General features: G+C 55.6%; 23 protein-coding genes and 1 pseudogene. 14 read left to right on the top strand and 10 right to left on the bottom strand.

Annotated elements, in window-relative coordinates:
• Positions 1-2: 2 nt before the first annotated feature.
• From MELB17_RS11065 to MELB17_RS11045, 5 genes are all read left to right on the top strand, one after another.
• Positions 3-920: a LysR family transcriptional regulator gene (locus MELB17_RS11065; RefSeq protein ID WP_007350331.1), complete on the top strand. Its 918-nt coding sequence runs from the start codon at positions 3-5 to the stop codon at positions 918-920.
• On the top strand, positions 910-2,214 hold the full coding sequence (gene pepQ / locus MELB17_RS11060; RefSeq protein ID WP_007350330.1) for a Xaa-Pro dipeptidase: 1,305 nt from the start codon (positions 910-912) through the stop codon (positions 2,212-2,214). The genes MELB17_RS11065 and pepQ overlap by 11 nt, the downstream gene beginning before the upstream one ends.
• A 76-nt stretch (positions 2,215-2,290) precedes the next feature.
• Positions 2,291-2,497 (top strand): bacterioferritin-associated ferredoxin, encoded by a 207-nt coding sequence (locus MELB17_RS11055; protein ID WP_007350329.1) that lies wholly within the window; start codon positions 2,291-2,293, stop codon positions 2,495-2,497.
• Between the two features lie 94 nt (positions 2,498-2,591).
• Positions 2,592-3,068 carry a bacterioferritin gene (bfr, locus tag MELB17_RS11050; protein ID WP_007350328.1) on the top strand — a complete coding sequence of 159 codons (477 nt, stop codon included), beginning with the start codon at positions 2,592-2,594 and terminating at the stop codon, positions 3,066-3,068.
• A gap of 9 nt (positions 3,069-3,077) precedes the next feature.
• Entirely contained in the window at positions 3,078-4,433 is a 1,356-nt protein-coding gene (locus tag MELB17_RS11045) for a phosphomannomutase/phosphoglucomutase (protein ID WP_036184448.1), read from the top strand.
• Positions 4,434-4,550: 117 nt separating this feature from the next.
• On the opposite strand, the gene MELB17_RS11040 is transcribed toward MELB17_RS11045, so the two are convergent.
• A complete protein-coding gene (locus MELB17_RS11040; RefSeq protein ID WP_007350326.1) occupies positions 4,551-5,720 on the bottom strand; it encodes a phospholipase A in 1,170 nt (389 codons plus the stop codon).
• 58 nt (positions 5,721-5,778) lie between these two features.
• On the bottom strand, positions 5,779-6,114 hold the full coding sequence (locus MELB17_RS11035; RefSeq protein WP_007350325.1) for a hypothetical protein: 336 nt from the start codon (positions 6,112-6,114) through the stop codon (positions 5,779-5,781).
• Positions 6,115-6,312: 198 nt separating this feature from the next.
• On the opposite strand from MELB17_RS11035, the gene MELB17_RS11030 reads away from it, so the two are divergent.
• Positions 6,313-6,726, top strand: coding sequence for a c-type cytochrome (locus MELB17_RS11030; protein ID WP_007350324.1), 414 nt, complete (start codon positions 6,313-6,315; stop codon positions 6,724-6,726).
• Between the two features lie 45 nt (positions 6,727-6,771).
• Here MELB17_RS11030 and rep read toward each other — a convergent pair whose 3' ends face one another.
• Positions 6,772-8,790 carry a DNA helicase Rep gene (rep, locus tag MELB17_RS11025; protein WP_007350323.1) on the bottom strand — a complete coding sequence of 673 codons (2,019 nt, stop codon included), beginning with the start codon at positions 8,788-8,790 and terminating at the stop codon, positions 6,772-6,774.
• A gap of 184 nt (positions 8,791-8,974) precedes the next feature.
• Here rep and MELB17_RS11020 point away from each other — a divergent pair, with 184 nt between their 5' ends.
• From MELB17_RS11020 to gshA, 3 genes and pseudogenes are all read left to right on the top strand, one after another.
• Positions 8,975-9,160, top strand: coding sequence for an EAL domain-containing protein (locus MELB17_RS11020; protein WP_227498877.1), 186 nt, complete (start codon positions 8,975-8,977; stop codon positions 9,158-9,160).
• A gap of 60 nt (positions 9,161-9,220) precedes the next feature.
• A pseudogene (locus MELB17_RS11015) lies at positions 9,221-11,580 on the top strand (Tex family protein).
• A gap of 39 nt (positions 11,581-11,619) precedes the next feature.
• Positions 11,620-13,176, top strand: coding sequence for a glutamate--cysteine ligase (gene gshA / locus MELB17_RS11010; RefSeq protein ID WP_007350319.1), 1,557 nt, complete (start codon positions 11,620-11,622; stop codon positions 13,174-13,176).
• A gap of 15 nt (positions 13,177-13,191) precedes the next feature.
• Here the strand turns inward: gshA and fliL are convergent, their stop codons facing one another.
• Positions 13,192-13,635, bottom strand: coding sequence for a flagellar basal body-associated protein FliL (fliL, locus tag MELB17_RS11005; RefSeq protein WP_007350318.1), 444 nt, complete (start codon positions 13,633-13,635; stop codon positions 13,192-13,194).
• A 59-nt stretch (positions 13,636-13,694) separates the two neighbouring features.
• Here fliL and MELB17_RS11000 point away from each other — a divergent pair, with 59 nt between their 5' ends.
• Entirely contained in the window at positions 13,695-14,225 is a 531-nt protein-coding gene (locus MELB17_RS11000) for a disulfide bond formation protein B (RefSeq protein WP_007350317.1), read from the top strand.
• A 114-nt stretch (positions 14,226-14,339) separates the two neighbouring features.
• A complete protein-coding gene (locus tag MELB17_RS10995; protein ID WP_007350316.1) occupies positions 14,340-14,822 on the top strand; it encodes an Rsd/AlgQ family anti-sigma factor in 483 nt (160 codons plus the stop codon).
• A gap of 68 nt (positions 14,823-14,890) precedes the next feature.
• Here MELB17_RS10995 and MELB17_RS10990 read toward each other — a convergent pair whose 3' ends face one another.
• The 3 genes from MELB17_RS10990 to MELB17_RS10980 form a co-directional block, all read right to left on the bottom strand.
• Positions 14,891-15,607, bottom strand: coding sequence for an FKBP-type peptidyl-prolyl cis-trans isomerase (locus tag MELB17_RS10990; protein ID WP_007350315.1), 717 nt, complete (start codon positions 15,605-15,607; stop codon positions 14,891-14,893).
• Positions 15,608-15,800: 193 nt separating this feature from the next.
• Positions 15,801-16,181: a DUF4124 domain-containing protein gene (locus tag MELB17_RS10985; RefSeq protein WP_007350314.1), complete on the bottom strand. Its 381-nt coding sequence runs from the start codon at positions 16,179-16,181 to the stop codon at positions 15,801-15,803.
• Complete coding sequence (locus MELB17_RS10980) at positions 16,178-16,738, bottom strand: TIGR02444 family protein (protein WP_007350313.1); 561 nt, start codon at positions 16,736-16,738, stop codon at positions 16,178-16,180. The genes MELB17_RS10985 and MELB17_RS10980 overlap by 4 nt, the downstream gene beginning before the upstream one ends.
• A 37-nt stretch (positions 16,739-16,775) precedes the next feature.
• On the opposite strand from MELB17_RS10980, the gene MELB17_RS10975 reads away from it, so the two are divergent.
• A complete protein-coding gene (locus MELB17_RS10975) occupies positions 16,776-18,716 on the top strand; it encodes an ATP-binding cassette domain-containing protein (protein WP_007350312.1) in 1,941 nt (646 codons plus the stop codon).
• An 80-nt stretch (positions 18,717-18,796) separates the two neighbouring features.
• Here the strand turns inward: MELB17_RS10975 and ppx are convergent, their stop codons facing one another.
• The gene (gene ppx / locus MELB17_RS10970) at positions 18,797-20,323 is read right to left on the bottom strand and encodes an exopolyphosphatase (RefSeq protein ID WP_007350311.1); all 1,527 of its coding nucleotides are present in this window, start codon (positions 20,321-20,323) and stop codon (positions 18,797-18,799) included.
• 277 nt (positions 20,324-20,600) lie between these two features.
• Between ppx and trxA the strand changes: the two genes are divergently transcribed.
• Together trxA and mobA are read left to right on the top strand one after the other, a co-directional pair.
• Complete coding sequence (trxA, locus tag MELB17_RS10965) at positions 20,601-20,927, top strand: thioredoxin TrxA (RefSeq protein ID WP_007350310.1); 327 nt, start codon at positions 20,601-20,603, stop codon at positions 20,925-20,927.
• A 205-nt stretch (positions 20,928-21,132) separates the two neighbouring features.
• A complete protein-coding gene (gene mobA / locus MELB17_RS10960; protein ID WP_007350309.1) occupies positions 21,133-21,723 on the top strand; it encodes a molybdenum cofactor guanylyltransferase MobA in 591 nt (196 codons plus the stop codon).
• A gap of 23 nt (positions 21,724-21,746) precedes the next feature.
• On the opposite strand, the gene MELB17_RS10955 is transcribed toward mobA, so the two are convergent.
• A complete protein-coding gene (locus MELB17_RS10955; protein ID WP_007350308.1) occupies positions 21,747-22,229 on the bottom strand; it encodes a molybdenum cofactor biosynthesis protein MoaE in 483 nt (160 codons plus the stop codon).
• Positions 22,230-22,232: 3 nt separating this feature from the next.
• A complete protein-coding gene (moaD, locus tag MELB17_RS10950) occupies positions 22,233-22,493 on the bottom strand; it encodes a molybdopterin converting factor subunit 1 (protein WP_007350307.1) in 261 nt (86 codons plus the stop codon).

Raw genomic sequence — 22,493 nt, 5'->3', positions numbered from 1 at the left:
TAATGGAAGTACGCTGGATGGAAGATTTTATGGCGCTGGCCCGCACCCGCCATTTTTCCCGTGCGGCTGAGCTTCAACACGTCAGCCAGCCTACCTTCAGCCGGCGTATTCGCCTGCTGGAAGACGCCATGGGTTCAACCTTGGTTAACCGCCAGACGTTGCCACTGTCGCTGACCCCTGCGGGTGAGGTTTTTGCCGAGTTGTGCGCGCGGGTCACCCGCGATGTTCGTGACACCCACGAGCGGGTAAAACACCTTGAATCCGAAGCCGGTTCTCGCATCAGTGTAGGTTCTACCCAGGGTCTGTTCTCCCACTTTTACCAGACCTGGGCGCACCAAGCCGGGGTAGCCGAGAGACTGCAACTGAACCTGAAGGCCACCAACTGGATAGGCGAGCAATTTCTGGATGCGCTCGACAACGGCGACTGCGATCTGGTGCTGTGCTACTGGCATGACGACCTGCCCTGGCGTGAACGATTGAAAAGCAGCGCCTACCGTTCCCTGACCCTGTCAAAGGAGGCACTGATACCGGTGAGCATTGGCGACGAACAGGGCGCCCCGCGTTTTGTTCTGCCGGGCAGCGCTGCCCAGCCGGTACCGCTGATTGCTTACCATCCCCGGGGGTTTTTACAGCCCGCTATTACCACCCATCTGGCGCGGCAGAAGACCACCGCCAATCTGTTACCGCTGAATGAAAACGCCCAGTCGGCCAGCGTGAAAGCCTTGGTAAAGCAGGGCTTTGGCATGGGCTGGTTGCCCCAGCGCATGGCACAAAAAAGCGAAGAATCTGGCAGCCTGGTGCGCGCCGGCGATGAGCGCTGGGATGTAAAACTGGAAATTCGATTGCTGCGCCTGAGCCAACCCCGTACCCAGGAATTCAATACACTCTGGAACACATTGGAAACTCAATATGACCGATAACCAAATTCTGGCCTTGCAACCTGACCACATTGCCGAGTTGCAGAAGCGCTACCAGCGAGCGCTGGCGGACCACGGCTACAGCGCCCTGTTGATCAGCGCTGGCGCAACACCCGTGCGCTACGGCGACGACCAGGGCGCGCCTTTCCAGGGCTTTGGCCCGTTCCTGCACTGGACCGGCCTGACCGGTTACGAACACGCATGGCTGCTGATTCAGGCAGATACAACGCCGGTACTGTGGCTGTATCAGCCGGTGGATTTCTGGCACGCGACTTTACAGCTGCCAAGCGAGCCTTGGCAGCAGGCTATGGACATTCGCTACATTGCCAAACGCGCTCTGCCGCCATTGCCGGCCGAGACTGGTCAGGGTAAAGGGCTGGCCGTTGTGGGCGATCCAACCCTGCTTGCGGGCGTGCCGGGTGACCATAATCCGGTGGCGTTGACGGTGGCTCTGGATGAAACCCGCATGCACAAAACCGACTATGAAGTGGCGTGCCTGACCCGTGCCAATAATATTGCTCTGGCAGGCCACCAGGCTGCAGCCGCTGCGTTCGCCGATGGCGCCAGTGAATTTAAGATCAACCTGGCGTATCAGCAGGCTACCTTGCAGCGTGAAACAGAGGCGCCTTATCACAGTATTATCGGCTTGAACGAACACGCCGGTACTCTTCATTACCAGTATTACGACACCACGGCACCGGCGCAGTCCCGCAGCCTGTTGATGGATGCGGGTGTGCGCTACCGCGGTTACTGCTCGGACATTACCCGTACTTACGCGGCCGCGGGCGAAGGCCGGTTCGCAGCACTGGTAAAAGGTATGGACCTGTTGCGCGAACACTTGTGCAAGATGGTTGCACCGGGTGTTGAGTACCTGGCTATTCACCGCAAGGCTCACTCCGGTGTCGCTGCGCTGCTCAGTGCCAGTGGGCTGGTAAGCGGTATCAGCGATGAAACCATGGTAGAGCAGGGTATCACCCGGGTGTTTTTCCCCCACGGCATCGGCCATTTTCTGGGCATACAGGTGCACGATGTGGCTGGAAAACCCGTACCGTCGCCAGCGGAAGCGCCGTTTTTACGCCTGACACGAACGTTGGAAGCCGGCATGGTAGTGACCATCGAACCAGGTCTGTATTTCATCCCTTCGCTGCTGGAACCCTTGCTAAAAGGACCATTGGCGCAGCATATCAATACCGCGATACTGGGCGAACTGAAGGGCTATGGGGGTGTGCGGCTGGAAGACAACGTGCTGGTTACCGAGACGGGAGCACGAAACCTGAGCAGATTGACTGAAAATTAATCTACAAAGGGCTTGAACTTTAAGATCGGAATGTTAATAATTATCACTAACATTTAATCGCGTAAGTGAGAGCCCTATGTATGTCTGCCTTTGCCACGGCGTAACCGATCGTGATATCCGTGCCGCAGCGGACAACGGTGTAACGTCCATGCGCCAGTTGGGTAAAGAACTGGGCGTGGGCACGCAGTGCGGCCGCTGTGCACAAACCGCTCGCGAAATCCTCCGCGATCACAGCTCTCCGGATTATATGGCTCTGGCGGGTATGCTGGCCCACCCGGTTTGATTACCCGACCAGGTTTATCATTCCAGCGATTTTAACTATCGCCATAACGCGCTATTCTTGCCTGACGTGATGAAAATCTTTAGGGAGAGGCGCTATGAAAGGCGATAAACAGGTTATTCAGTTTTTAAACAAAGTGTTGGGCAACGAGCTGACGGCCATCAATCAGTATTTTTTGCACTCACGCATGTACAAAGACTGGGGCATCGCTAAGCTTGCCGCTAAAGAGTACGAAGAGTCTATTGACGAAATGAAACACGCCGATCAGCTGATCGAACGCATCCTGTTTCTGGACGGCCTGCCGAACCTGCAAGATCTGAACAAGCTGATGATTGGTGAGCACGTTCAGGAAATGATCGAAAGCGATCTGAAAATCGAACACCTTGCACACAAAGATCTGAAAGATGCCATCGTTCACTGCGAGTCTGTTCAGGACTACACCAGCCGCGAGCTGTTCCGCAGCATTCTGGACAGTGAAGAAGAGCACATCGACTGGCTGGAAACCCAGCTGGAAATGATCAGTCAGATGGGCATTCAAAACTACATCCAATTACAGTCTGCCGCAGCGGAGTAAATGTCGACAATGGATCTGTCCTGCTTTAAAGCGTATGACCTTCGTGGCCGTGTTCCAGACCGGCTGAACCCTAAGCTCGCGGAGCTTATTGGCCGTGCCTATGTGGAAGTAACCGGCGCGAAAAAAATCATTGTTGGCTATGACATTCGCTTGTCTAGTCGCGAGATCAGCCAGGCATTGTGCTCGGGTTTAATGGCTGCGGGCGCAGACGTGTACGACATCGGCCTGTGTGGTACCGAAATGGTGTACTTTGCCACCAGCCATTACGACATGGATGGCGGCATTATGGTAACCGCCAGCCATAACCCCCGTGACCACAATGGCATGAAAATGGTGGGGCCAGAATCGCGGCCGATCAGTTCAGACAATGGCCTGAACGACATCCGTGACCGCGTCTTGGAACCGTTTGCGGATGCCCAAGATCAGGGCCGTTACGAAACCCTGGAAACCATGAACGCCTATATCGATCACCTTTTGGGCTATATTAACGGTGCAGATCTAAAGCCGCTGAAACTGGTGGTTAATGCTGGTAACGGCGGTGCCGGGCTGGTGATTGATGAGCTTGAGGCGCACGTGCCGTTCGAATTTGTGAAAGTACACCACAACGCAGACGGCCACTTTCCCAACGGTGTTCCCAACCCGATACTGGAAGAAAATCGCGCAGCCACCGCAGATGCGGTAAAAGCCAGTGGCGCTGTCATGGGCATCGCCTGGGACGGTGATTACGATCGCTGTTTTTTCTTCGATGAAAATGGCCGCTTTATTGAAGGCTATTACATTGTTGGCCTGTTGGCCGATCAGTTTCTGCGCAAGACCGGCCCGGGTAAGATGATTCACGACCCGCGCCTGATCTGGAACACGTTGGACCTGGTTGCGGCTGCTGGCGGAGTTGCCGTCGAAAGCAAAACCGGCCATGCGTTCATCAAGCAGCGTATGCGCGATGAAGATGCGGTGTACGGCGGTGAAATGAGTGCCCACCATTATTTCCGGGATTTTGCTTATTGCGACAGCGGCATGATTCCATGGCTGCTAGTGGCCGAGCGCTTGTGCCAGGCTGGTTGCACGCTGTCATCGTTGATTGATGCCCGCATTGAAGCCTACCCGGCCAGCGGCGAGATTAACCGTACGATCGCAGACCCCGCTACTGTCATTGCCGCCATCGAAGCAAAATACGGCGCCGAGGCGAAGAGTGTGAGCCACGTAGACGGCGTGAGTGTGGAGTACGACCACTGGCGCTTTAATCTGCGGATGTCCAACACCGAACCGGTGGTAAGGCTGAACGTGGAGTCCCGTGGCGATATACCGTTGATGCGAGAGAAAACCGACGAACTGCTGGCGGAAATGGAGCGTTTGAACGCCCTGTAAACGTGATTGTAATTTGCTCTGTGGAATCTGTGCAAAGGCCCTACCGGACAATCAAACCGGGCAGGGCCTTTTTGCTTATTTATACTTCTGGTCCTGTCCCTGGCGCTGCGCTAAGGTTTACAGCCAGTCGTTCAGCATAATCCCCAATCCGACCCTCTGAATGCGCTCGTTATAGTCAATCAGGCTTTCACCGTAACCGTTGTAATAATGCACGAAGCCTTTGATGGTATCGCCCATGGGGAAGCTGTAGCCAAACTCTACCGAGGTTTTGTTGTCTGAGGTGCGCAGGTTGTTCAGCAGCTTCAGTGAGAAGGTGCGGTTTTCCGTCAGTTTGTACACTGCGTGGTAACTGCCATGGCCCAGATAGCTTTCAATATCGTCGTTGTCGTCGGTGTTGCCGTCTGGCAAGCGTATCCAGGGTTTAACCATGAACAGCCAACGGTTGTAAGTGTAAGTTCCCATGCCAACAATGCGGTTCCAGCTGCGCGAGCGCGGCTCGGCCTGACCGTTTGACTGGTGGTTAATGCCCAGATTCACCGTATTCAGGCGGCCCGGCCCAATGTCCCAGTCGGGTTGGTAGCGCAGGAATAGTTCAGGCTCGTAGTTGGTTTCACGAAACGGCGCGGACTCATCCTGATTGTAAAGCTGCCAGAAAGACTTCTGGGTGTAGCCGAACCAAAGCGTAGTGCGTTTATCCATAAAGCCGGTGAGCAGCGGAACTTTGAAGCTGATTTGGTACTTGGCTTCTTCCTGCTTAAGGTCGTAATCGTAGCCGGTCACGCCCAGGCGCGGGCTTGTGGGCGTCTGGTTTGGTTGGTCAGACCAGGTGATTGGCAGAATGTAGTTCGGGCGGTGGCGAATAAAGCTGCCAGAGAATGAAAACAGGGATTCTTCCGCTTCCAGGTAGCGGTCCAGAATCGACGACATCACCGCAGTTTCGTCGTTTGCTCCTGGGTTATCCAGCGCTTCTTCCATTGCCCGTTTGCTTGGTGGTAGTGCCTCGGTGGCGATTTCGACCCGCTGCCGTTGCTCGGTGCTGGCGTTGTCGCGGGCCTGATCAGGCTGGTAAATCTCATCGAAACAGGCCAGGCGCTGCAGTCCATCGCGAATCAGTGCGCAGTCTTGGGCGGACAGCGGTTGATCTGCCATGGGCTCAGCGTCGGTTTGGGCACTGGTCGCAGGCGCCCAGGCCAAGGTGCACAATGCGGCGGCTAGTGCTGTGGATAGTGCCGTTGCCAACACGTGGCGGCGCTGCCGGATAACTGTTAACGCAGGTGTGAATAGCATGGTGGTAATGTCTCTTTGACCTTTAGCGGAAGAAAAACGGCGTGCAAATGGTGGCGTTTTACTGGGCGTTCAGGCTGATCCAGGTATTTGCTATGCCGTATAACCACACACTGGACATAGTCAATGCCAGCAATGCGAAAATCAGTTTAGGACGATTTTGCCGCTCTGCGCCTGCGGTAACCACCCAGCGCAGGTACATCAGGCCAATAAAACTGGTAAAAACCAGCAGGCTGGCCACAGCAGGTATCAACAGCCAGGCGGGCGCCAGAACTTCGCCCGGCGGCGTACTGTAACCAAACCAGATCATAGAACCCAGTAGTGTAGCTAGCGCGGTAAACTCTAGAATTAAGAGCGGCTTGCGCAAGCGGTGAGAAGAGTGACTGAGTTCTGTCATGGTGAATTCCTGAGCGATAAACGGGCCTGGAACGTATGGTAACCATAACGGCGCGACAGGTCTTGTGATTTACCAAATAGCAACAAACGGTGCTGAAATTGATGTATCAGTCTGCGTGTTGGTTTTTTTGCCGACGCACAGCCGCTATAATGCGGCAACTTATTATTATAACGCTTGAATGCGAGGTGCATTGTGAAGATGAAGAGAATTCTGGCCGCTGTTCTGCTTGGTTTTGGTCTGACAGCCGGCGCCGTTATGGCAAATGTTGATGACGAAATTCTGTCCCGTATCCAGCCGGTAGGCAGTCTCTGCTTGCAGGGTGAAGATTGTGGCGCAGCGGCAGCTCCAACGGTTGCAGCCAGTGCTGGCCCTCGCTCTGGCTCGGAGGTTTATGGTGCCGTTTGCCTGGCATGCCACACCACGGGTGCAGCCGGTGCGCCGGTTATTGGTGACGCCAGTGCCTGGGCGCCGCGTGTCGAGCAGGGCCTAGACACGCTAATCTCCCACGCTATTAATGGCTATAACGCCATGCCAGCGAAAGGTGGTTGTGCCAGCTGCCCGGATGAAGAGATTGCTGCAGCCGTTGAACACCTGGTGGCAGAGAGCAAGTAACACTGCGTAAAAGCCGGGCCGTTCGCCGATGCGGGCTGCCCGGTGTCAGGCGCCCAAGTCCCCCAACAGGGCGCTGAGCGTCGCTTTTCCCTTCTTTTGGTTCACTTCGACGTCTGCTTCCCCTAAACCCAGCCAGCGCACATCATCTTCCGGTAGTTCGTCCAGGAAGCGGCTTGGAATGGTCTCCATTTTTTCGCCATATTGCCGGCGCGACGCAGCATAGGTCAGGGTCAGGGTTTCTCGCGCCCGGGTAATACCCACGTACATCAGCCGCCGTTCTTCCTCGATATTTTCTTCTTCAATGCTCATCCGGTGCGGCAGAATTTCTTCTTCCAAGCCGATGATGAACACGTGCGGAAATTCCAAGCCTTTGGAGGCGTGCAGGGTCAGCAGCTGTACTTTATCGCTGTCGTCTTCTTCCTCGCGCTGCTCCATCATGTCACGCAGGATCAGCTTGGTAATGGCGTCTTCCACGCCAATTTCGTCCGCGGTGCCTTTGCCATCGTCAAGCATGCGCTGGATGGAATCCACCAGGTACCAGATATTCTCCATGCGCCACTGCGCCTGCTTGGGCGAGCCAGAATGCTGGTGCAGCCATTCCTCATACTCTATATCCGTAAACAACTGCTTGATTACCTGCACAGGGTCATCGCTGTGTAACCTTTTACAGGTGGCGTCTGCCCAGTGGGCGAAGCGACGCAGACGCTCCAGGCCCTTGTCGGTCACGTGGCTTTGCGCGCCCATATCGCCCAGTGCTTTGAACAGGCTGACGTTGCGAGCGCGGGCGTAGTGGCTTAATTGCTCGAGTGTGCGTGGGCCAATCTCCCGGCGGGGCACGTTAACCACTCGTAAAAAAGAGGCGTCGTCAGTGGGATTGATCAGTAAGCGTAAATACGCCATAGCGTCTTTGATTTCGCTTTTGGCAAAAAACGATTGGCCGCCGGAGATGCGATAGGGAATTTGATAGCCCTGTAGCTTCACCTCTAGCAGCCGGGCCTGATGGTTACCCCGGTACAGCACCGCAAAATCTTTGAATCCCAGGCCTTGCTTCAGCTTCTGGTCTAGTATTTCGGTGGCCACCCGCTCGGTTTCTGCTTCTTCATTGCGGCAACGGATAATGCGAATTTCTTCACCAATGGCGTGATCGCTCCACAGCACTTTTTCAAAGGCGTGTGGGTTGTTGGCAATCACCGTGTTGGCGGCACGCAGTATGCGGCTTGTTGAGCGGTAATTCTGCTCCAGCTTAACCACTTTCAGGCTGGGGAAATCCTGTTCCAGCTGTGCCAGGTTCTCCGGCCGCGCTCCGCGCCAGGCGTAAATCGACTGGTCATCATCACCCACTACGGTAAAAGCGGCGCGCCCTGCCACCAAGAGCTTCACCAGCTCGTATTGGCACACATTGGTGTCTTGGTACTCATCCACCAGCATGTAACGAATTTTACGCTGCCATTTCGCCAGCACGTCCGGGTGCTGGCGAAACAGCATCACCGGCAGCAGAATCAGGTCATCGAAGTCGACGGCGTTGTATGCTTTCAAGTACTCGTTGTAGTATCCATAAATGATTGCGATTCTCTGTTCACGCTCGTCTGCAGCCTTGCTCAGTGCTTCGGCAGGCGGACGCATGGCGTTTTTCCATGAAGAGATGGTCATCTGTACCGGATTCAGTTCATCACCAGCGTCGGTGCTGCCATGGGTTAGCATTAAATCCTGCAGCAGGGCTTTGGCGTCTTCGGCATCAAAAATGGAAAATCCGGGGTGATAACCAACATGATCATGTTCCTCGCGGATGATGTTCAGGCCCAGGTTATGAAAGGTGGACACGGTCAATCCACGGGTTAGCTTTCGATCGATGATGCGGCCAACACGCTCTTTCATTTCTCGTGCCGCTTTGTTGGTGAAGGTCACGGCCGCAATGTGCCGGCCAGGAATACCCAGTTGTTCAATTAGAAACGCAATTTTGCGGGTAATTACGCTGGTTTTGCCGCTGCCGGCGCCCGCTAGTACCAGCATGGGGCCATCGGCATAGCGCACGGCTTCGCGTTGTCTGGGATTGAGTTTTGTCACGGCGTCACAGCAGCCTGGTTGCAAAGTGCGTTAATATCATGCCTATTCTACAGCACCTGGGCAGTCGGCACCCTACCGGAAAGTAAGCTATTGTTAATGAATTGTATGGCTTGAATTACTGCGCATTGGTACAGGAAATCTTACAAACTCATGGATTCGCAGATGGTATCGCCTTTAGCTTTTTTTGATCAGCCTCGCTCACAGCCTGAAAATGAGCGTAGTAGCAGAGGGCGTGGAAACCTACACGCAGATGGAGTTTTTACGGCAACTGAATTGCGACCACGTACAGGGTTACTATTTTGCCCGGCCGATGCCTTGGGGCCAGCTGGTGCAGTTCCTCCGTAATCAGAGGCAGTCTGCTTGCCTGTAATCCTGTGCCGCTGTACCTTTGCCACTTTGTTTGTCAGCGAACGTGATTAGCAGAGGTAGCATGAACAGTATTTCCCGACGCATTGCGAATGAGCTTGGTGTACGTGAAGAGCAGGTTAATGCCACCGTTGAACTGTTAAACGGCGGTGCGACTGTGCCCTTTATTGCCCGCTATCGAAAAGAGCTGACCGGCGCGCTTGACGACATCCAGTTGCGAGCCCTGGAAGAGCGCCTGCGCTATTTGCGCGAACTGGAAGACCGCCGCGCCACCATCCTCGCCAGTATTGACGAGCAGGGCAAATTGACCGATGTGCTGAAATCCAGCATTAACGGGGCAGACACCAAAAACCGTCTGGAAGATCTTTACCTGCCTTACAAGCCCAAGCGCCGTACCAAAGCCCAGATTGCCTGTGAGGCCGGTCTTGAACCACTGGCCGATGGCCTTTATAACGACCCAACACAAGCGCCAGAGGCTCTGGCAGAGCAGTTCGTTAACGCCGATGTGGCTGACAGCAAGGCGGCCTTGGAAGGCGCCCGTGCCATTCTGATGGAGCGTTTCGCAGAAGACGCCGAACTTCTGGGCCAACTGCGCGGTTTCATCTGGCAGCAAGGCCAGCTGAAAGTCACCGTTATTGCCGGCAAAGAGGCCGGAGGCGCCAAATTCCGTGATTACTTTGATCACAGCGAAGCGTTAAAAAAAGTGCCGTCACACCGTACTCTGGCTATTCTACGTGGCCGCAACGAGGGCATCCTGAGCTACACCATTGCCGTTGGAGAAAACAGCGATGATCGTCGCCAGCCGCACCCGGCGGAATCTTACATTGCCGCCCACTGGAATGTCCGCGACCAGGGCCGGGCGGCCGACAAGTGGCTGGCCGAAGTGGTGCGCTGGACCTGGCGGGTAAAGCTGTCTGGCCAGCTCGAAACTGACCTGATAGGCCAGATCCGAGAGGCTGCTGAAACCGAGGCTATCCAGGTATTTGCTGATAACCTCAAAGATTTGTTGTTGCTGGCTCCGGCCGGGCCCCGTGCCACTCTGGGCCTGGACCCAGGCCTGCGTACCGGCGTGAAAGTGGCCGTAATTGACGGCATAGGGCAGGTGTTGGACCACGGGGCTATATTTCCCCACGCCCCACGAAACCAGTGGGAAGCGTCGATAGAGCAATTGCGCAAATGGTGTCGCCAGTACAACATCGAACTGGTGGCTATTGGTAATGGCACTGCCTCGCGGGAAACCGATAAACTGGTGGCCGATCTGTGCAAGCGTTACCCGGAACTGAAATTGGCGCGCATTGTGGTCAGCGAATCGGTGCGTCTATTTATTCAGCATCGGAATTCGCCTCGCGGGAATTGCCGGACCTGGATGTCACCATTCGCGGCGCGGTATCCATGCCCGGCGCTTGCAGGACCCGTGGCGGAACTGGTTAAAATGAGCCAAAATCTATTGGTGTGGGCCAATATCAGCACGACGTATCGCAGGTACAGCTATCGCGCAGCCTGTATGCAGTGGTAGAAGACTGTGTAAACGGCGTAGGAGTCGATCTGAACACCGCGTCGGTGCCGCTGTTAACCCGTGTGTCTGGGTTAAATCCAACCATTGCCCAGAACATCGTGGATTATCGCAGCCAGAACGGTCAATTCCGTAACCGCAAGCAGCTTATGAAAGTGCCGCGTCTGGGCGCTCGCAGCTTCGAACAGGCGGCGGGCTTTTTGCGCATCGGCGATGGTGATAATCCGCTGGATCGGTCTTCGGTGCACCCGGAGGCTTATCGCGTGGTGGAAACCATCGCCGCTAAAAATCACCGGGATATGAACAACCTGGTGGGTGATGTAGCATTTTTGCGCAGCCTGAACCCGCAGGATTATGTGACCGAGCAGTTTGGCTTGCCTACGGTCAAAGACATCTTCGCCGAGTTGGAAAAGCCGGGGCGCGACCCACGGCCGGAATTCCGCTTCGCCAGTTTTGAAGAAGGCGTAGAAACCCTGAAAGATCTGGAGCCGGGAATGGTGCTGGAAGGGTCGGTCACCAACGTCACCAATTTTGGCGCCTTCGTGGATATTGGCGTGCACCAGGACGGCCTGGTTCATATATCGGCGTTGGCAGACCGTTTTATAAAAGACCCGCGGGAAGTGGTGAAAGCTGGCGACATCGTAAAAGTGAAGGTGATGGAGGTGGATATTCCGCGTAAGCGCATCGCTTTGACCATGCGCATGGGTGATCAGCCTGGCCAGCAGCCGGCTGAACGGCCCCGTGGTGACAAAACCCCAAGTCCAAATCGCAACAATGCGGCTGGCGCGCGTAAACCGGCGCCGGCTGCAAATCAGAGTCAGAATCAGAATCAGAATCCGGGTCAGGGTCAAGGCGCCATGGCAGGAGCTCTGGCTCAGGCCATGGCGTCGGCCAACAAGCGCGACCGTTAATTTACTTGGCAACCACAGCGGTTGCAGCAGGAGTTTTTCATGGCTCAATCACGCCATCACATATTTAATCAGTTTGCCGCCAGCGAGTGGCAGGGCTTTCGTAAAGGTGTTGAAAAAGAAGGTTTGCGTGCCGATGCCAGCGGCTTCATCGCACAAACCCCGCACCCGCACGCTCTGGGTTCGGCGTTAACCCACCCACGCATTACCACCGATTATTCGGAATCTCTGCTGGAGCTGATTACGCCGGTGTATGACACCACCGCCGGCATGCTTGAAGCGCTGGGCCACACCCATCAATTTGTGCAGCAGAACTTGGGCGACGAAGTATTCTGGGCCGCCAGTATGCCCTGTGGCCTGGATGGTGACAGCAGTATTCCCATCGCCAATTACGGCAGCTCCAATGTGGGTAAGATGAAACACGTGTATCGCCAAGGCTTGGCGGTGCGCTACGGGCGAATGATGCAAAGTATCGCCGGCACCCATTACAACGTGTCGTTACCCGAAGGGTTTTGGCAGCAGTGGCAGCGGGCTGTGGGCGGCAGCGAACTGAGCCTGCAAGATTTCAAATCCGAGCAGTACTTCTGGTTGATTCGTAATTTCCGCCGCCGTAGCTGGCTGTTAATGCTGCTGTTTGGCGCTTCACCGGCGCTGGACCAGAGTTTTGTTGCCAACGTCAGGCACAACCTCAGCAGCTTTAATGCAAATACTTTTTATGGTGAGCAGGCCAGCTCACTGCGGATGGGCGATTTGGGTTACCACAACAATGCCCAGGCATCTCTGAACATCTGTTTTAACGAGCTAAAAACCTATACCCGCACTCTGGAGCGAGCCATTCACACGCCCTGGCCGCCCTATGAAAAACTGGGCATAAACCGCGACGGTGAATACATTCAGCTCAATACCAACGTGTTGCAGATTGAAAACGAGTATTACAGTGCCTTACGGCCGAAGCGCACCGCCGCCAGTGGCGAAAAACCCATCCACGCGTTGATGAGCCGTGGAGTGGAGTACATCGAGGTGCGTTGTCTGGATCTGGACCCGTTTGCAGCCGTGGGTATTACCGCGCCGCAAGTGGATTTTCTTGACCTATTTTTGTTGGATTGCCTGTTACAGGACAGCCCGTGGATTGGTGATGATGAGTGTGCCCGGCTGGATAACAATTTCAAGGATGTTGTAGCGCGCGGACGCGGGCGCGACTTGGCGTTGCAGCTGGGCAGTCGCAGTGTCAACGCCGGAGAGACGGCGCTTGAACTTCTGGATTCGCTGCAGCCACTGGCGGAACAGCTCGACGGTTGGAATGGCGACACCACCTATGTGCGGGCTCTGGCGGAGCAGCGGCAAAAACTGGAAGGCAGTTGGTGTTTGCCATCGCAGCAGGTCCTGGATGCAATGACCAGCAGTGGCCTGGGTCACCGCGACTGGACGCTGGAAATGTCCCACCAGCACAAGCACAGCTTGCTCGCGCAGCCGCTGCCAGACGCCGTGCAGCAACAATATAAAGGGTTTAGCCTTGAGTCCTTGCAACAGCAGCAACAGATTGAAGAAGCGGATACGCTAAGCTTTGCCGATTACCTGCGCCAGTATCAGCAAAGCTGAACACCGGAGTATGGGTTACTTCTGCACTACAAACTCGGTAAACAGCACACCGCTAACAACTTCACCGGTGTGCTGGTTTTCCAGTACCTGATTAACGCGGGCAGTGGCTTCTGTTGCCAGTGTCTGCTGAGTGTCTGGCCGGGTAAGGGCATCAACATCGCTTTGTTCGCCAAATAGCAGCACCAGCTCATGGCGTATGCGTGGCATATGGGCTTCTACGGCGGGGCGAGTGGTGCTGGCGTCGGCGCGCAAGCTAACACTGGCCTTCAGATAGGAAAGCTTGCCGCCTGGCGGTCCTATGTGGGTCACAAACGCGGGCTCCAGTGATATATAATCGGTAATAGTCGGTTTTGCTGGTTCAGCCGGTTCGTCGGGCTCTTCACCGTAGGCGAGAATTGCTAGCGCCAGCAGAAATAGGGCGATGAAGATTTTTGGCATCACTTTTTTCAATACAGTCATAACTCTGGTAACCGCGATAGTTTTACAACGATTATTACAATAACAGGCTGGTAGCACAGATGCAGTCCCATTCCTATTTTCGAGGTGATCTTTTGACCAGCAGAATCATGTTTGCTGTTATTTTTCTGGTGTGTGCCGCACTGCTCGCGGTGGCATTTTATATGGAGCATGTGATGGGGCTGGAGCCTTGTCCTTTGTGCTGGCTACAGAGGTTTGCCTTCATGGCAGCCGGGTTGGTCAGCCTGTTGGCGTGGCTAAACGGCCCGGGGCCGATCGCCACACGAATATACGGTCTTTTTCTAGCACTGGCTGCGGGCACGGGGTTGGGCTTGGCCAGTCGCCAGCTCTGGTTGCAAAGCTTGCCTGCGGACCAAGTGCCGGCTTGCGGCCCATCGGTGGATTACATGCTGGATGTGCTGCCTTGGTCGGAAGTACTGGCGACCGCGGTTCGCGGGACCGGTGACTGCGCGGCGGTGGTCTGGCGTTTTCTGGGCCTGAGCATTCCGGGGTGGAGCGCGCTGTTTTTCGTTTGCGTGGCGCTGGTCGGTCTTTATTTGTGTTTGCGCTCCGCGCCGAAGCGGCCCTGGTAAGGTCGCAGCCACAAACGGTTGCGGCTGGTCACTGCCATAGGGTAACTTGCATAGACTTATCTGCATGTTCAGAAGGTATTAGCCAGATAGAACACCAAGTGGAGTACAGGCGTTATGTTGGAGCATTGTCGAAATGCCCGTGAACGGTGGGGCGGGGTCAGTGATCTGATCGACCGTTGGCTTAAGGAGCGTCAAGATGTATTGGTGCGCTACTGTGAGCTGTCTGCCGAAAACGACTATTCCCAGACCGAGAGCCTGAGGCCAAAACTGGTTCTGCTGTGTGAAATGTTGATGGATTACGTTTCCGCTGGGCACTTTGAAATCTACGAGCAATTGGTGCGTGAGGCGCGAGAATTTAACGACGACGTGGGTCTGGAACTGGCCGCGAAGGTGTATCCGCGTATTACCGAAACCACCCAGGTGATTCTTGATTTCAATGACAAGATAGATGGCCGCGAACTCTCCGAGTCGGAAATGCAGGCGTTGTTTACGGAGTTATCGCGAGTGGGTGAAACCCTGGCCAGTCGTTTTGAGCTGGAAGACCTTCTGATTGCTCATCTGCACACCGCTAACGCAGACAAAGTAGAGCCAGCCTGAGAACTATTGGTAAACCTGGGCGGCAAGCTCTTGGCGCCCAGATGTTAGCTGTTGACTGCAACAATCAGTTACTGGGCGCTGTCCGGATTAACCGCCAACAGTTCCACGTCAAACACCAATGTTTCATTGGAACCAATCGCGCGATTGCCGCCCGGCCCATATGCCAGGTCTGACGGAATATAGAGTTTGTAACGCGCGCCTTCGTTCATCAGCTGCAGGCCCTCTGTCCAGCCGGGAATAACCTGGTCCAGGCGGAATGAGACCGGTTCACCGCGCTCGCGGGAGCTGTCAAACACCTCGCCATTCAACAATTCGCCCGTGTAGTGGACTGTTACCGTTTCGCCGGCGCCTGGTTGCGGGCCATTGCCGGCTTCAAGCACTTCGTACTGCAAGCCGGAATCGGTGGTTCTTACGCCCTCGCGCTTGGCATTTTCAGCTAGAAAAGCGTTTCCCGCATTCACATTTTTCTGCGCCATTTCCTCAATTTGTTTGGATTGATCTTCCTGCAGTTTCTGCTGGTAAGCCATCAGCGCTTCCTGAATTTCTTCCTGGGTCATCCGGCGCTGTGCCTGGTCGCCGTTGTTGCCGTGCTGGATGCCCTGCAGAAACTGTTCCATCTGCAGGTCTGGCAGGTCGTTACCCATGCGCTCACCCATTACCAGGCCCATGCCGTAACTGACTTTTTCGCTGTTGGATTCCAACGCGGGGTCTTTAGGTGCTTCTTGAGCGGAAGAGCAGCCCGCAACAAGGCCGGCAATCGTCAGTGCAAACAGCGTTTTCTTCATGAATCCATCCTTTATATTAATAAATAAGTCGCAACGCACGGGCTTGGCCGGCGCTGGCTGATTGAGGGTATCCGATATAATGCTGGCGAAAAGGTAACTATAACATCGGCTTTATGCCACTGAACATCTGTTAATGCCCGGGTGGCAACTCACTTAACTGTCCGAAGCACCTACTAATCTCATGAGGCACCGACTAACTTCCTGAAGCGCCTACGCCCATGTTGAATGGGGCTTTATACGGTGCCTGCCAGTCGACTCCAGGCTCTGCGCTGACAGCCGTGCCACGGGGTGGGTTCGGCCGTTCTATGGCCAACGTGTTCCAGGGCCCCCGGGGCGGTGGCTGGTCAGCATAATGCCAGTTGCCATTGGTATCTTGCCACTTGAAAATAATGTCGGGCGAATCTATCACCACTGACTCTGGAACCAGGGTTTCGAAGGCGGGAATTTCTGTCGATTGTGTTTTTTCAGCCAATGGCTGTGCCACTTGCTCGGGCGTTCCCAAGCCAAAAATAATCAGCAATAACAATACGCCCAAGGCAGGAAAGGCTAGCCGTACCAGCCATTTAATCATCATGTTGATTGCGCTCCGGGGCGCGAAAAAGTCAAAGCAGACGCTAGTTGATGAATATCTGAGGCAGCTGCTCGTGCGCTGTTTGCACAAGGCGCTGCTGCTGTCAGATTGCCGATGATCAAAATGTTGCGATCTTGCATTGCCGGTTCTTCTGTTTCAGTGTTCAGTGTTTGCCACGCTAGAGCGAGTTCGACACGCTCTGCTTCAAGTTCCAGGCGAGCCACGCCTGAGCGCAAGTCATAACAACTTCCCGACTCTTTCGGCAGTGCCCTTTTTATGTCACGCAGTGCCACGGTTACACGGTTGCGCCACTCTGTTACCGTAACGGCTTCTAGCCCGGAGTAAGTTCTGCGCTGATTCGCCTTCCAGGCCGCACATAGAATGCGGGTCACACTCCAGCCTTGTTGTTGCAATGACAGGCAGGCAGACGCTACGCCCGGTTTTTGCCAGCATGATAAGGCAAAAGACCAAAGCTCTGTGTCGGTCTGCAAATCTGCCGGCAGTGCCAGGCTGGCCGCGGTTTGCGGTATGACCGCAATATCGTCCGGTGCAGTTTCCAAGGCTTCCCTGAAATTATTAAAGTGCCAGAATTAAAACATGTTAACAATTAGTGATCTTAGTTTACAACGAGGTGGTGTGTGGTTGCTAGAAGGCGTGAGCCTGACCGTGCAACCGGGCCAGCGCATGGCCATTGTGGGCGCCAATGGTGCCGGCAAGTCCAGTCTGTTTCAGCTTTTATTGGGTGATTTGGCGCCAGAGCATGGCAATTTTTCTCTGCCCGGAGGCTGTCGCATCGCTCACATGGCTCAGGAAGTTGAGGCGACCGGGCGTAGCGCGCGAGACTTTGTATTGGACGGCGATTTCGATTTGCGCCGCCTGGAACACGAACTGGCAAGAGCGGAAGCCGCGCAGGACGACCTGGCCCAAGCCCGTATCCATGGCGAGCTAGACCTGCACGAGGCGTGGTCTGCATCGCGCCGCGCCGAGTCGCTGCTGCGCGGGTTGGGCTTCAGTGATGGCGATGCTGATCACCCGGTTTCGAGTTTTTCCGGAGGCTGGCGGATTCGTCTGAATTTGGCTCAGGCGCTGATGCGCCCGTCCGATTTGATGCTGTTGGACGAGCCGACCAACCACCTGGATCTGGACGCCTGTCTTTGGCTGGAAAACTGGCTACGGCGCTACTCCGGAACGCTGCTGTTCATCTCCCACGACCGGGATTTCATGGATAGAGTCGCGACACATGTCGTGCACTTTGATCGGCGCGATCTGGCACTGTATAGCGGTAATTACTCAGCCTTTGAAGTCCAGCGTAGCGAGCGCCTGGCCCAACAGCAGGCCGGATTTGAGCGTCAGCAAGCGCGCATTGCTGAAATTCAGCGTTTTATTGACCGATTCAAGGCTCAAGCCACCAAGGCTCGTCAGGCCCAGAGCCGAGTGAAATCTCTGGAGCGCATGGAAAAAATTGCGCCTGCACACATTGATTCACCGTTCAATTTTCAATTTCCGTTAGCCGAAAAGGTGTCAAACCCGCTGCTGAGTATTCGCCAAGGCCAGGCCGGTCACGGCGACGTGACTATTCTGCGTAACCTGAACCTGAGCCTGTTACCCGGCAGCCGCATTGGTCTGCTTGGCCCTAATGGTGCGGGTAAATCCACCCTTATGGACAGTCTGCGGGGTGAGGCCACGCTGATTAACGGTGAGCGCACCTGCGGCGAGCATCTGGCCATTGGCTATTTTGCCCAGCATCAGCTCGAATCCCTGGATCTGGACGCCAGCCCCTTTCTGCACCTGCAGCGCTTAAGCCCGCGGGCGTCGGATCAGAGTATTCGCAATTTTCTCGGCGGTTTTGACTTTCATGGTAATGCGGCCCTGTCACCGATACGTTCCTTCTCCGGCGGCGAAAAAGCTCGGGTGGCGCTGGCAGTGATCGCCTGGCAGCGGCCCAATCTACTGCTTTTGGATGAGCCTACCAACCATCTTGATCTGGAAATGCGCCAGGCGCTCACCATGGCCCTGCAGAACTTTGATGGCGCCATTGTGGTGGTGTCGCATGATCGCCACTTGCTGCGCAACACCGTCGACGAGTTCTGGCTGGTGAACGATGGACGTGTCGTTGAGTACCAGGGCGACCTCGAGGATTATGAGCGCTGGCTGGCTGATCGCCGCAAAGACGACACCGAGGCGCCGAAGCGACAGTCTGTTGTCGCAGAGGGCGGCCAGGACGCGGCAGTCAATGGTGAAAGTGCCGATGACCGCAAGGTCCGCAAGCGCGCCGAGGCGGCTGTGCGCCAGAAAATCAGCCCGTTCCGCAAACAGCAGGCCACACTGGAAAAAAAGATGGATAGCATGCAGGCTGCGCTGGCGGAGATGGACGCCGAGCTGACCAATCCGGCGCTGTACAGTGACAGCGGCAAACAACAGTTGAAAACGCTGTTGGGTCGGCAGGCAGAGGCGCGCCAAAAAATGGCAGTTGTAGAGGCTCAGTGGCTGGACGTCAGTGAAACGGTCGAAGCTCTGGAAGCGGAGCTGGAAAGTTAAGGTTGCTTTACCACTTTGCAGCAGAAACCTGCACTTCCGGCGTCAGTTTTTTACTCGGTGACTTCTTATTCAGTGATTTTTTATTCAGTGATAATGTCCAGACTGAAGTCCTGACGTAGCAGGTAGCCCCGTTCATTTTCCAGGTCTGCTAAGGTTAGTGGGCGTTGTTCCAGCCAGCCCTCAGGGAAGCGGATGCTGAGCTTGTTCGGCGACGCTTTCAACGTCAGCTCTGGTGGTTCTTCCAGATTGCGGGCGTGCTGTAGCAGCACACCCAGGCGCACCAGTATGCATAGATAGCGCAAGCGCGGGATGTCTTCAGCTAAAGTTCCGGCCCAAATGGCTGGGGTAAACTTGCGCCGGTGCCCGCGCACCAAGGCCGCCAGATCCCACTGGAACTGTTGGGTAAAACCGGGCAAGTCCGAATATTGTAAAAGATAAGCGCCGTGCTTGTGGTATTGGCTGTGTGAGATGGTCAAGCCGATTTCATGCAGCTTGCAGGCCCAGCGCAGGGTATCTTCGTCGCTGAAACTGTTCACCTTCCAGGTATCCGCAACCTGCGCCCAGGCCGCCACCGCGCTGGCTTCCACGGCGGCGCCGTGCAGCTGGTCAACGTGGTAGCGTTCTTGTAATGCAGAAATGGTTCGTTCCCGCACATCTTCATGGCGTATTCGCCCAACAATTCCGTACAGTAGGCCTTCGCGCAGCGCGCCATCGGCAAAGCTCATGGTTTCAATGCCCAGTGACTGAAACGCGCCCATTAGAATGGCGAAACCGCCAGGGAAAATACTTTGTCGGTCTGGGCGCACACCCATTTCGCTTAAACGCTCAACGTGGCCCATGCTAACCAGCCGTTTACGCAATTCCTGCATGGCTTCCAGAGTGATGGTGCCATCGGTAATCTTGAGTGTGGCCAGAACCTGGCCGATGGCTTTTACCGACCCTGAAGAACCCACGGCGCTTTGCCAGCCCATCGCACGATACTGGCGGCGAATACTCTGCAGCTCTTGCTCCGCGTGGGTGATGGCGTTGTCTAAACCGCGGCGGCTGATTTTTCCGTCCTGAAAGTAGCGATTACGAAACGACACGCAGCCCATGTGCATGCTTTCCAGGGCTTCCGGCTCAAAGCGCTGGCCAATCACAAATTCGGTGCTGCCACCGCCTATGTCGATCACCAGCCGGCGGCCGGTGTCGTCAGAAAGGGTGTGGGCAACGCCCAGGTAAATCAGTCGTGCTTCCTCACGCCCGGCAATCACTTCTACCGGGTAGCCCAGCACTTCCTCAGCGCGGCTGAGAAACTCGTTGGCGTTGCGAGCAATGCGCAGGGCGTTAGTGCCAACAATTTGTACAGCTTCTGGAGGCATGCCCTGCAGGCGCTGGGCAAAGCGGCTCAGGCACGCCAGAGCCCGCTCCTGAACCTCGTCGGTCAGGTGGTTCTGGGCGTCAAGCCCGGCTCCGAGCTGAACTTTTTCGCCCATTTTTTCCATGGTGCGAATTTCACCGTGCACCAGGCGGGCAACCACCATGTGAAAGCTGTTTGAGCCCATATCGATAGCGGCAAGCATATCAGGAGGCGCGGAAACGTTTTCGGCGTTGGGTTCTGCCGTCACGGGGTTATGAATCCTTGTGGGATGAACGTAGGGCGTACTATAGCGATAACCCGATGGCCTGTCAGCCAACCTGACTGCCTGTGGTTTAACGAGCGTGGAATTGCCCCGCCTGTCAGCGAAGGCTTCACAACAGCTGGAGCAATGGCGTAAAGTATTGGCCATTGAAAGCATAGTCCATGAAAAGCGTGAGTTGTCGCGCAGTTTTCAAAATGATAGCGATAGTCAATACAGCTAACTGCATCTGTTACCGGGCAGATGCCAGAAACAGGAAATCAGAATGAGCGCAAATATTGTTAACGTAACCGATGTCTCCTTTGAACAGGACGTACTGCAGTCTGATGTGCCGGTACTGGTGGATTACTGGGCTGAGTGGTGTGGCCCGTGTAAAATGATCGCGCCGGTGCTGGAAGAAATTGCCGAGGAATACGCCGGCAAGCTGAAAGTTTGTAAGCTCAACATTGATGAGAACGAGCAAACGCCACCCAAGTTCAACATCCGTGGTATTCCTACGCTAATGCTGTTCAAAAATGGCAATGTGGACGCGACCAAAGTGGGTGCTTTGTCTAAGTCCCAGCTGGCAGCGTTTCTGGACAGCAATCTCTGATTGCATAGCCCGACTGAAAAGCCCGACTGAAAAGCCAGGCTGAAAAACCGCCCCGGAGCGCTGCTCTCGGGCGGTTTTTTTATGGTGCCAGCCGCGCCCCTGACGCCTGTAATAACAATAGCGGAAATGCTGATCACGGTAATAATGCGGAAACCGGCGACAATGAACACGACGGCGAGAGGAAAAGCGGCCATAAGAGAACGTGATGAACACTGACACCACCAGTTCCCAAGCACCCTTGCCGGTTGTTGGCCTGCTGCTGGCAGGAGGCGCGGGCACGCGTATGGATGGCAAAGACAAAGGCATGTTGCACTGGCGCGGCAGGCCTATGGCAGCATGGGTTGCAGAGGCTTTACGAGCCGCAACCGGTTCGCCGCTGATCAGCGCCAACCGTTCCATCGAGGAATACAGCCGCTTGGGGGAAGTGTTTACTGACGCTCCTGAGTTTGCCGGGCAAGGGCCACTGGCGGGCCTGTTAGCAGGTTTGCAGGAGGCCGATGGCCGCGGATACGGGGCGGTGCTGGTTTGCCCTTGCGACACGCCCGGCGTTACCCCGGCGCTACTGCGGCAGCTGTTACAGGCCTGGCGCAGCGCTCCCGGTCGGCCGGTGATAGCCAGGTGCGAAGGGCGCGACCATCCGTTACACGGGGTTTATCCGGTGGCTATGGCGGCTGCGCTTGAGCAGCAGCTGTGTAACGATAACCGTCGGGTCATGGTGTTTGCCCGCAGCCAGCAGGCTCAATCTGTAGATTGCCCTGGGCTATCTGAGCTGTTCACCAACCGCAATCGGCCGTAAGACCTAAAGGATTGACGGTTCTGCTACCAACCTTCTGCGCGCGCAACGTCTGATGCTTTCTGCTCGACCCAATGCTCACCTGCATCTGTCAGCTCTTTCTTCCAGAATGGCGCCGATGTTTTTAGCGCGTCCATAATAAACTCGCAGGCGGCAAAGGCGTCGCCCCGGTGGGCACTGCATACGCCTACAAATACAATTTGTGACTGAAGGGGTAAGCGGCCTATGCGATGTATCACTCGCGCCTTGCGCACATCCCAGCGCTGGCCAGCCTGTGCGATCAAATCACTAATGACCTGTTCGGTCATGCCCGGGTAGTGTTCCAGAAACAGCCCGGTTACGCCTTGGCGATCACCGCTGTCGCGCACCAGTCCGGTAAATGTGGCGATAGCGCCCGTGCCCGCGCCGCTGTCGCGCAGTTGCGCGTACTCCTGCGCTGCATCAAAATCCGCGTTTTGGATACTGACGCTGGGCACAGCCTGTGAACAGGCAGAAGACTTTTGCGGCATTTGCTAACCTCCTGTCACGGGTGGGAAAAACGCTACTTCATCACCTGGTTTAACGGGCGATTGTGGTTTTGCCATGGCCTGGTTGATGGCAATCATCACCGGTTGGCCGGTGCTCAGCTGGCGCCAGGGCCCACCTCGGTTGGCCAGGGTGGCCAGCAGGTCTGCGACCGTCTGGCCTGCGGGTGCCGGCATGGTTAAATGTTCGGTGCCCAGTTCTTCGCGTAAGCGGGCAAAAAAACGGACGCTAAGGGTCTGCTCAGGCAT

It is taken from the genome of Marinobacter sp. ELB17 (assembly GCF_000169375.1).
GTDB lineage: Bacteria > Pseudomonadota > Gammaproteobacteria > Pseudomonadales > Oleiphilaceae > Marinobacter.
Note: the sequence above shows the minus strand (reverse complement) of the source record. Positions and strands in the feature narration are given on the sequence as shown.

Coding starts and splice junctions, on each gene's coding strand:
- MELB17_RS11045 (WP_036184448.1), top strand. CDS start 3,078: ATGGATCTGTCCTGCTTTAAAGCGTATGACCTTCGTGGCCGTGTTCCA.
- moaD (WP_007350307.1), bottom strand. CDS start 22,493: ATGCCTGAGCAGACCCTTAGCGTCCGTTTTTTTGCCCGCTTACGCGAA.
- MELB17_RS11065 (WP_007350331.1), top strand. CDS start 3: ATGGAAGTACGCTGGATGGAAGATTTTATGGCGCTGGCCCGCACCCGC.
- mobA (WP_007350309.1), top strand. CDS start 21,133: ATGAACACTGACACCACCAGTTCCCAAGCACCCTTGCCGGTTGTTGGC.
- bfr (WP_007350328.1), top strand. CDS start 2,592: ATGAAAGGCGATAAACAGGTTATTCAGTTTTTAAACAAAGTGTTGGGC.
- MELB17_RS11035 (WP_007350325.1), bottom strand. CDS start 6,114: ATGACAGAACTCAGTCACTCTTCTCACCGCTTGCGCAAGCCGCTCTTA.
- MELB17_RS11040 (WP_007350326.1), bottom strand. CDS start 5,720: ATGCTATTCACACCTGCGTTAACAGTTATCCGGCAGCGCCGCCACGTG.
- MELB17_RS11055 (WP_007350329.1), top strand. CDS start 2,291: ATGTATGTCTGCCTTTGCCACGGCGTAACCGATCGTGATATCCGTGCC.
- MELB17_RS10975 (WP_007350312.1), top strand. CDS start 16,776: ATGTTAACAATTAGTGATCTTAGTTTACAACGAGGTGGTGTGTGGTTG.
- MELB17_RS11030 (WP_007350324.1), top strand. CDS start 6,313: ATGAAGAGAATTCTGGCCGCTGTTCTGCTTGGTTTTGGTCTGACAGCC.
- MELB17_RS10985 (WP_007350314.1), bottom strand. CDS start 16,181: ATGATGATTAAATGGCTGGTACGGCTAGCCTTTCCTGCCTTGGGCGTA.
- MELB17_RS10995 (WP_007350316.1), top strand. CDS start 14,340: ATGTTGGAGCATTGTCGAAATGCCCGTGAACGGTGGGGCGGGGTCAGT.
- trxA (WP_007350310.1), top strand. CDS start 20,601: ATGAGCGCAAATATTGTTAACGTAACCGATGTCTCCTTTGAACAGGAC.
- pepQ (WP_007350330.1), top strand. CDS start 910: ATGACCGATAACCAAATTCTGGCCTTGCAACCTGACCACATTGCCGAG.
- MELB17_RS11000 (WP_007350317.1), top strand. CDS start 13,695: ATGCAGTCCCATTCCTATTTTCGAGGTGATCTTTTGACCAGCAGAATC.
- gshA (WP_007350319.1), top strand. CDS start 11,620: ATGGCTCAATCACGCCATCACATATTTAATCAGTTTGCCGCCAGCGAG.
- fliL (WP_007350318.1), bottom strand. CDS start 13,635: ATGACTGTATTGAAAAAAGTGATGCCAAAAATCTTCATCGCCCTATTT.
- MELB17_RS10955 (WP_007350308.1), bottom strand. CDS start 22,229: ATGCCGCAAAAGTCTTCTGCCTGTTCACAGGCTGTGCCCAGCGTCAGT.
- MELB17_RS10990 (WP_007350315.1), bottom strand. CDS start 15,607: ATGAAGAAAACGCTGTTTGCACTGACGATTGCCGGCCTTGTTGCGGGC.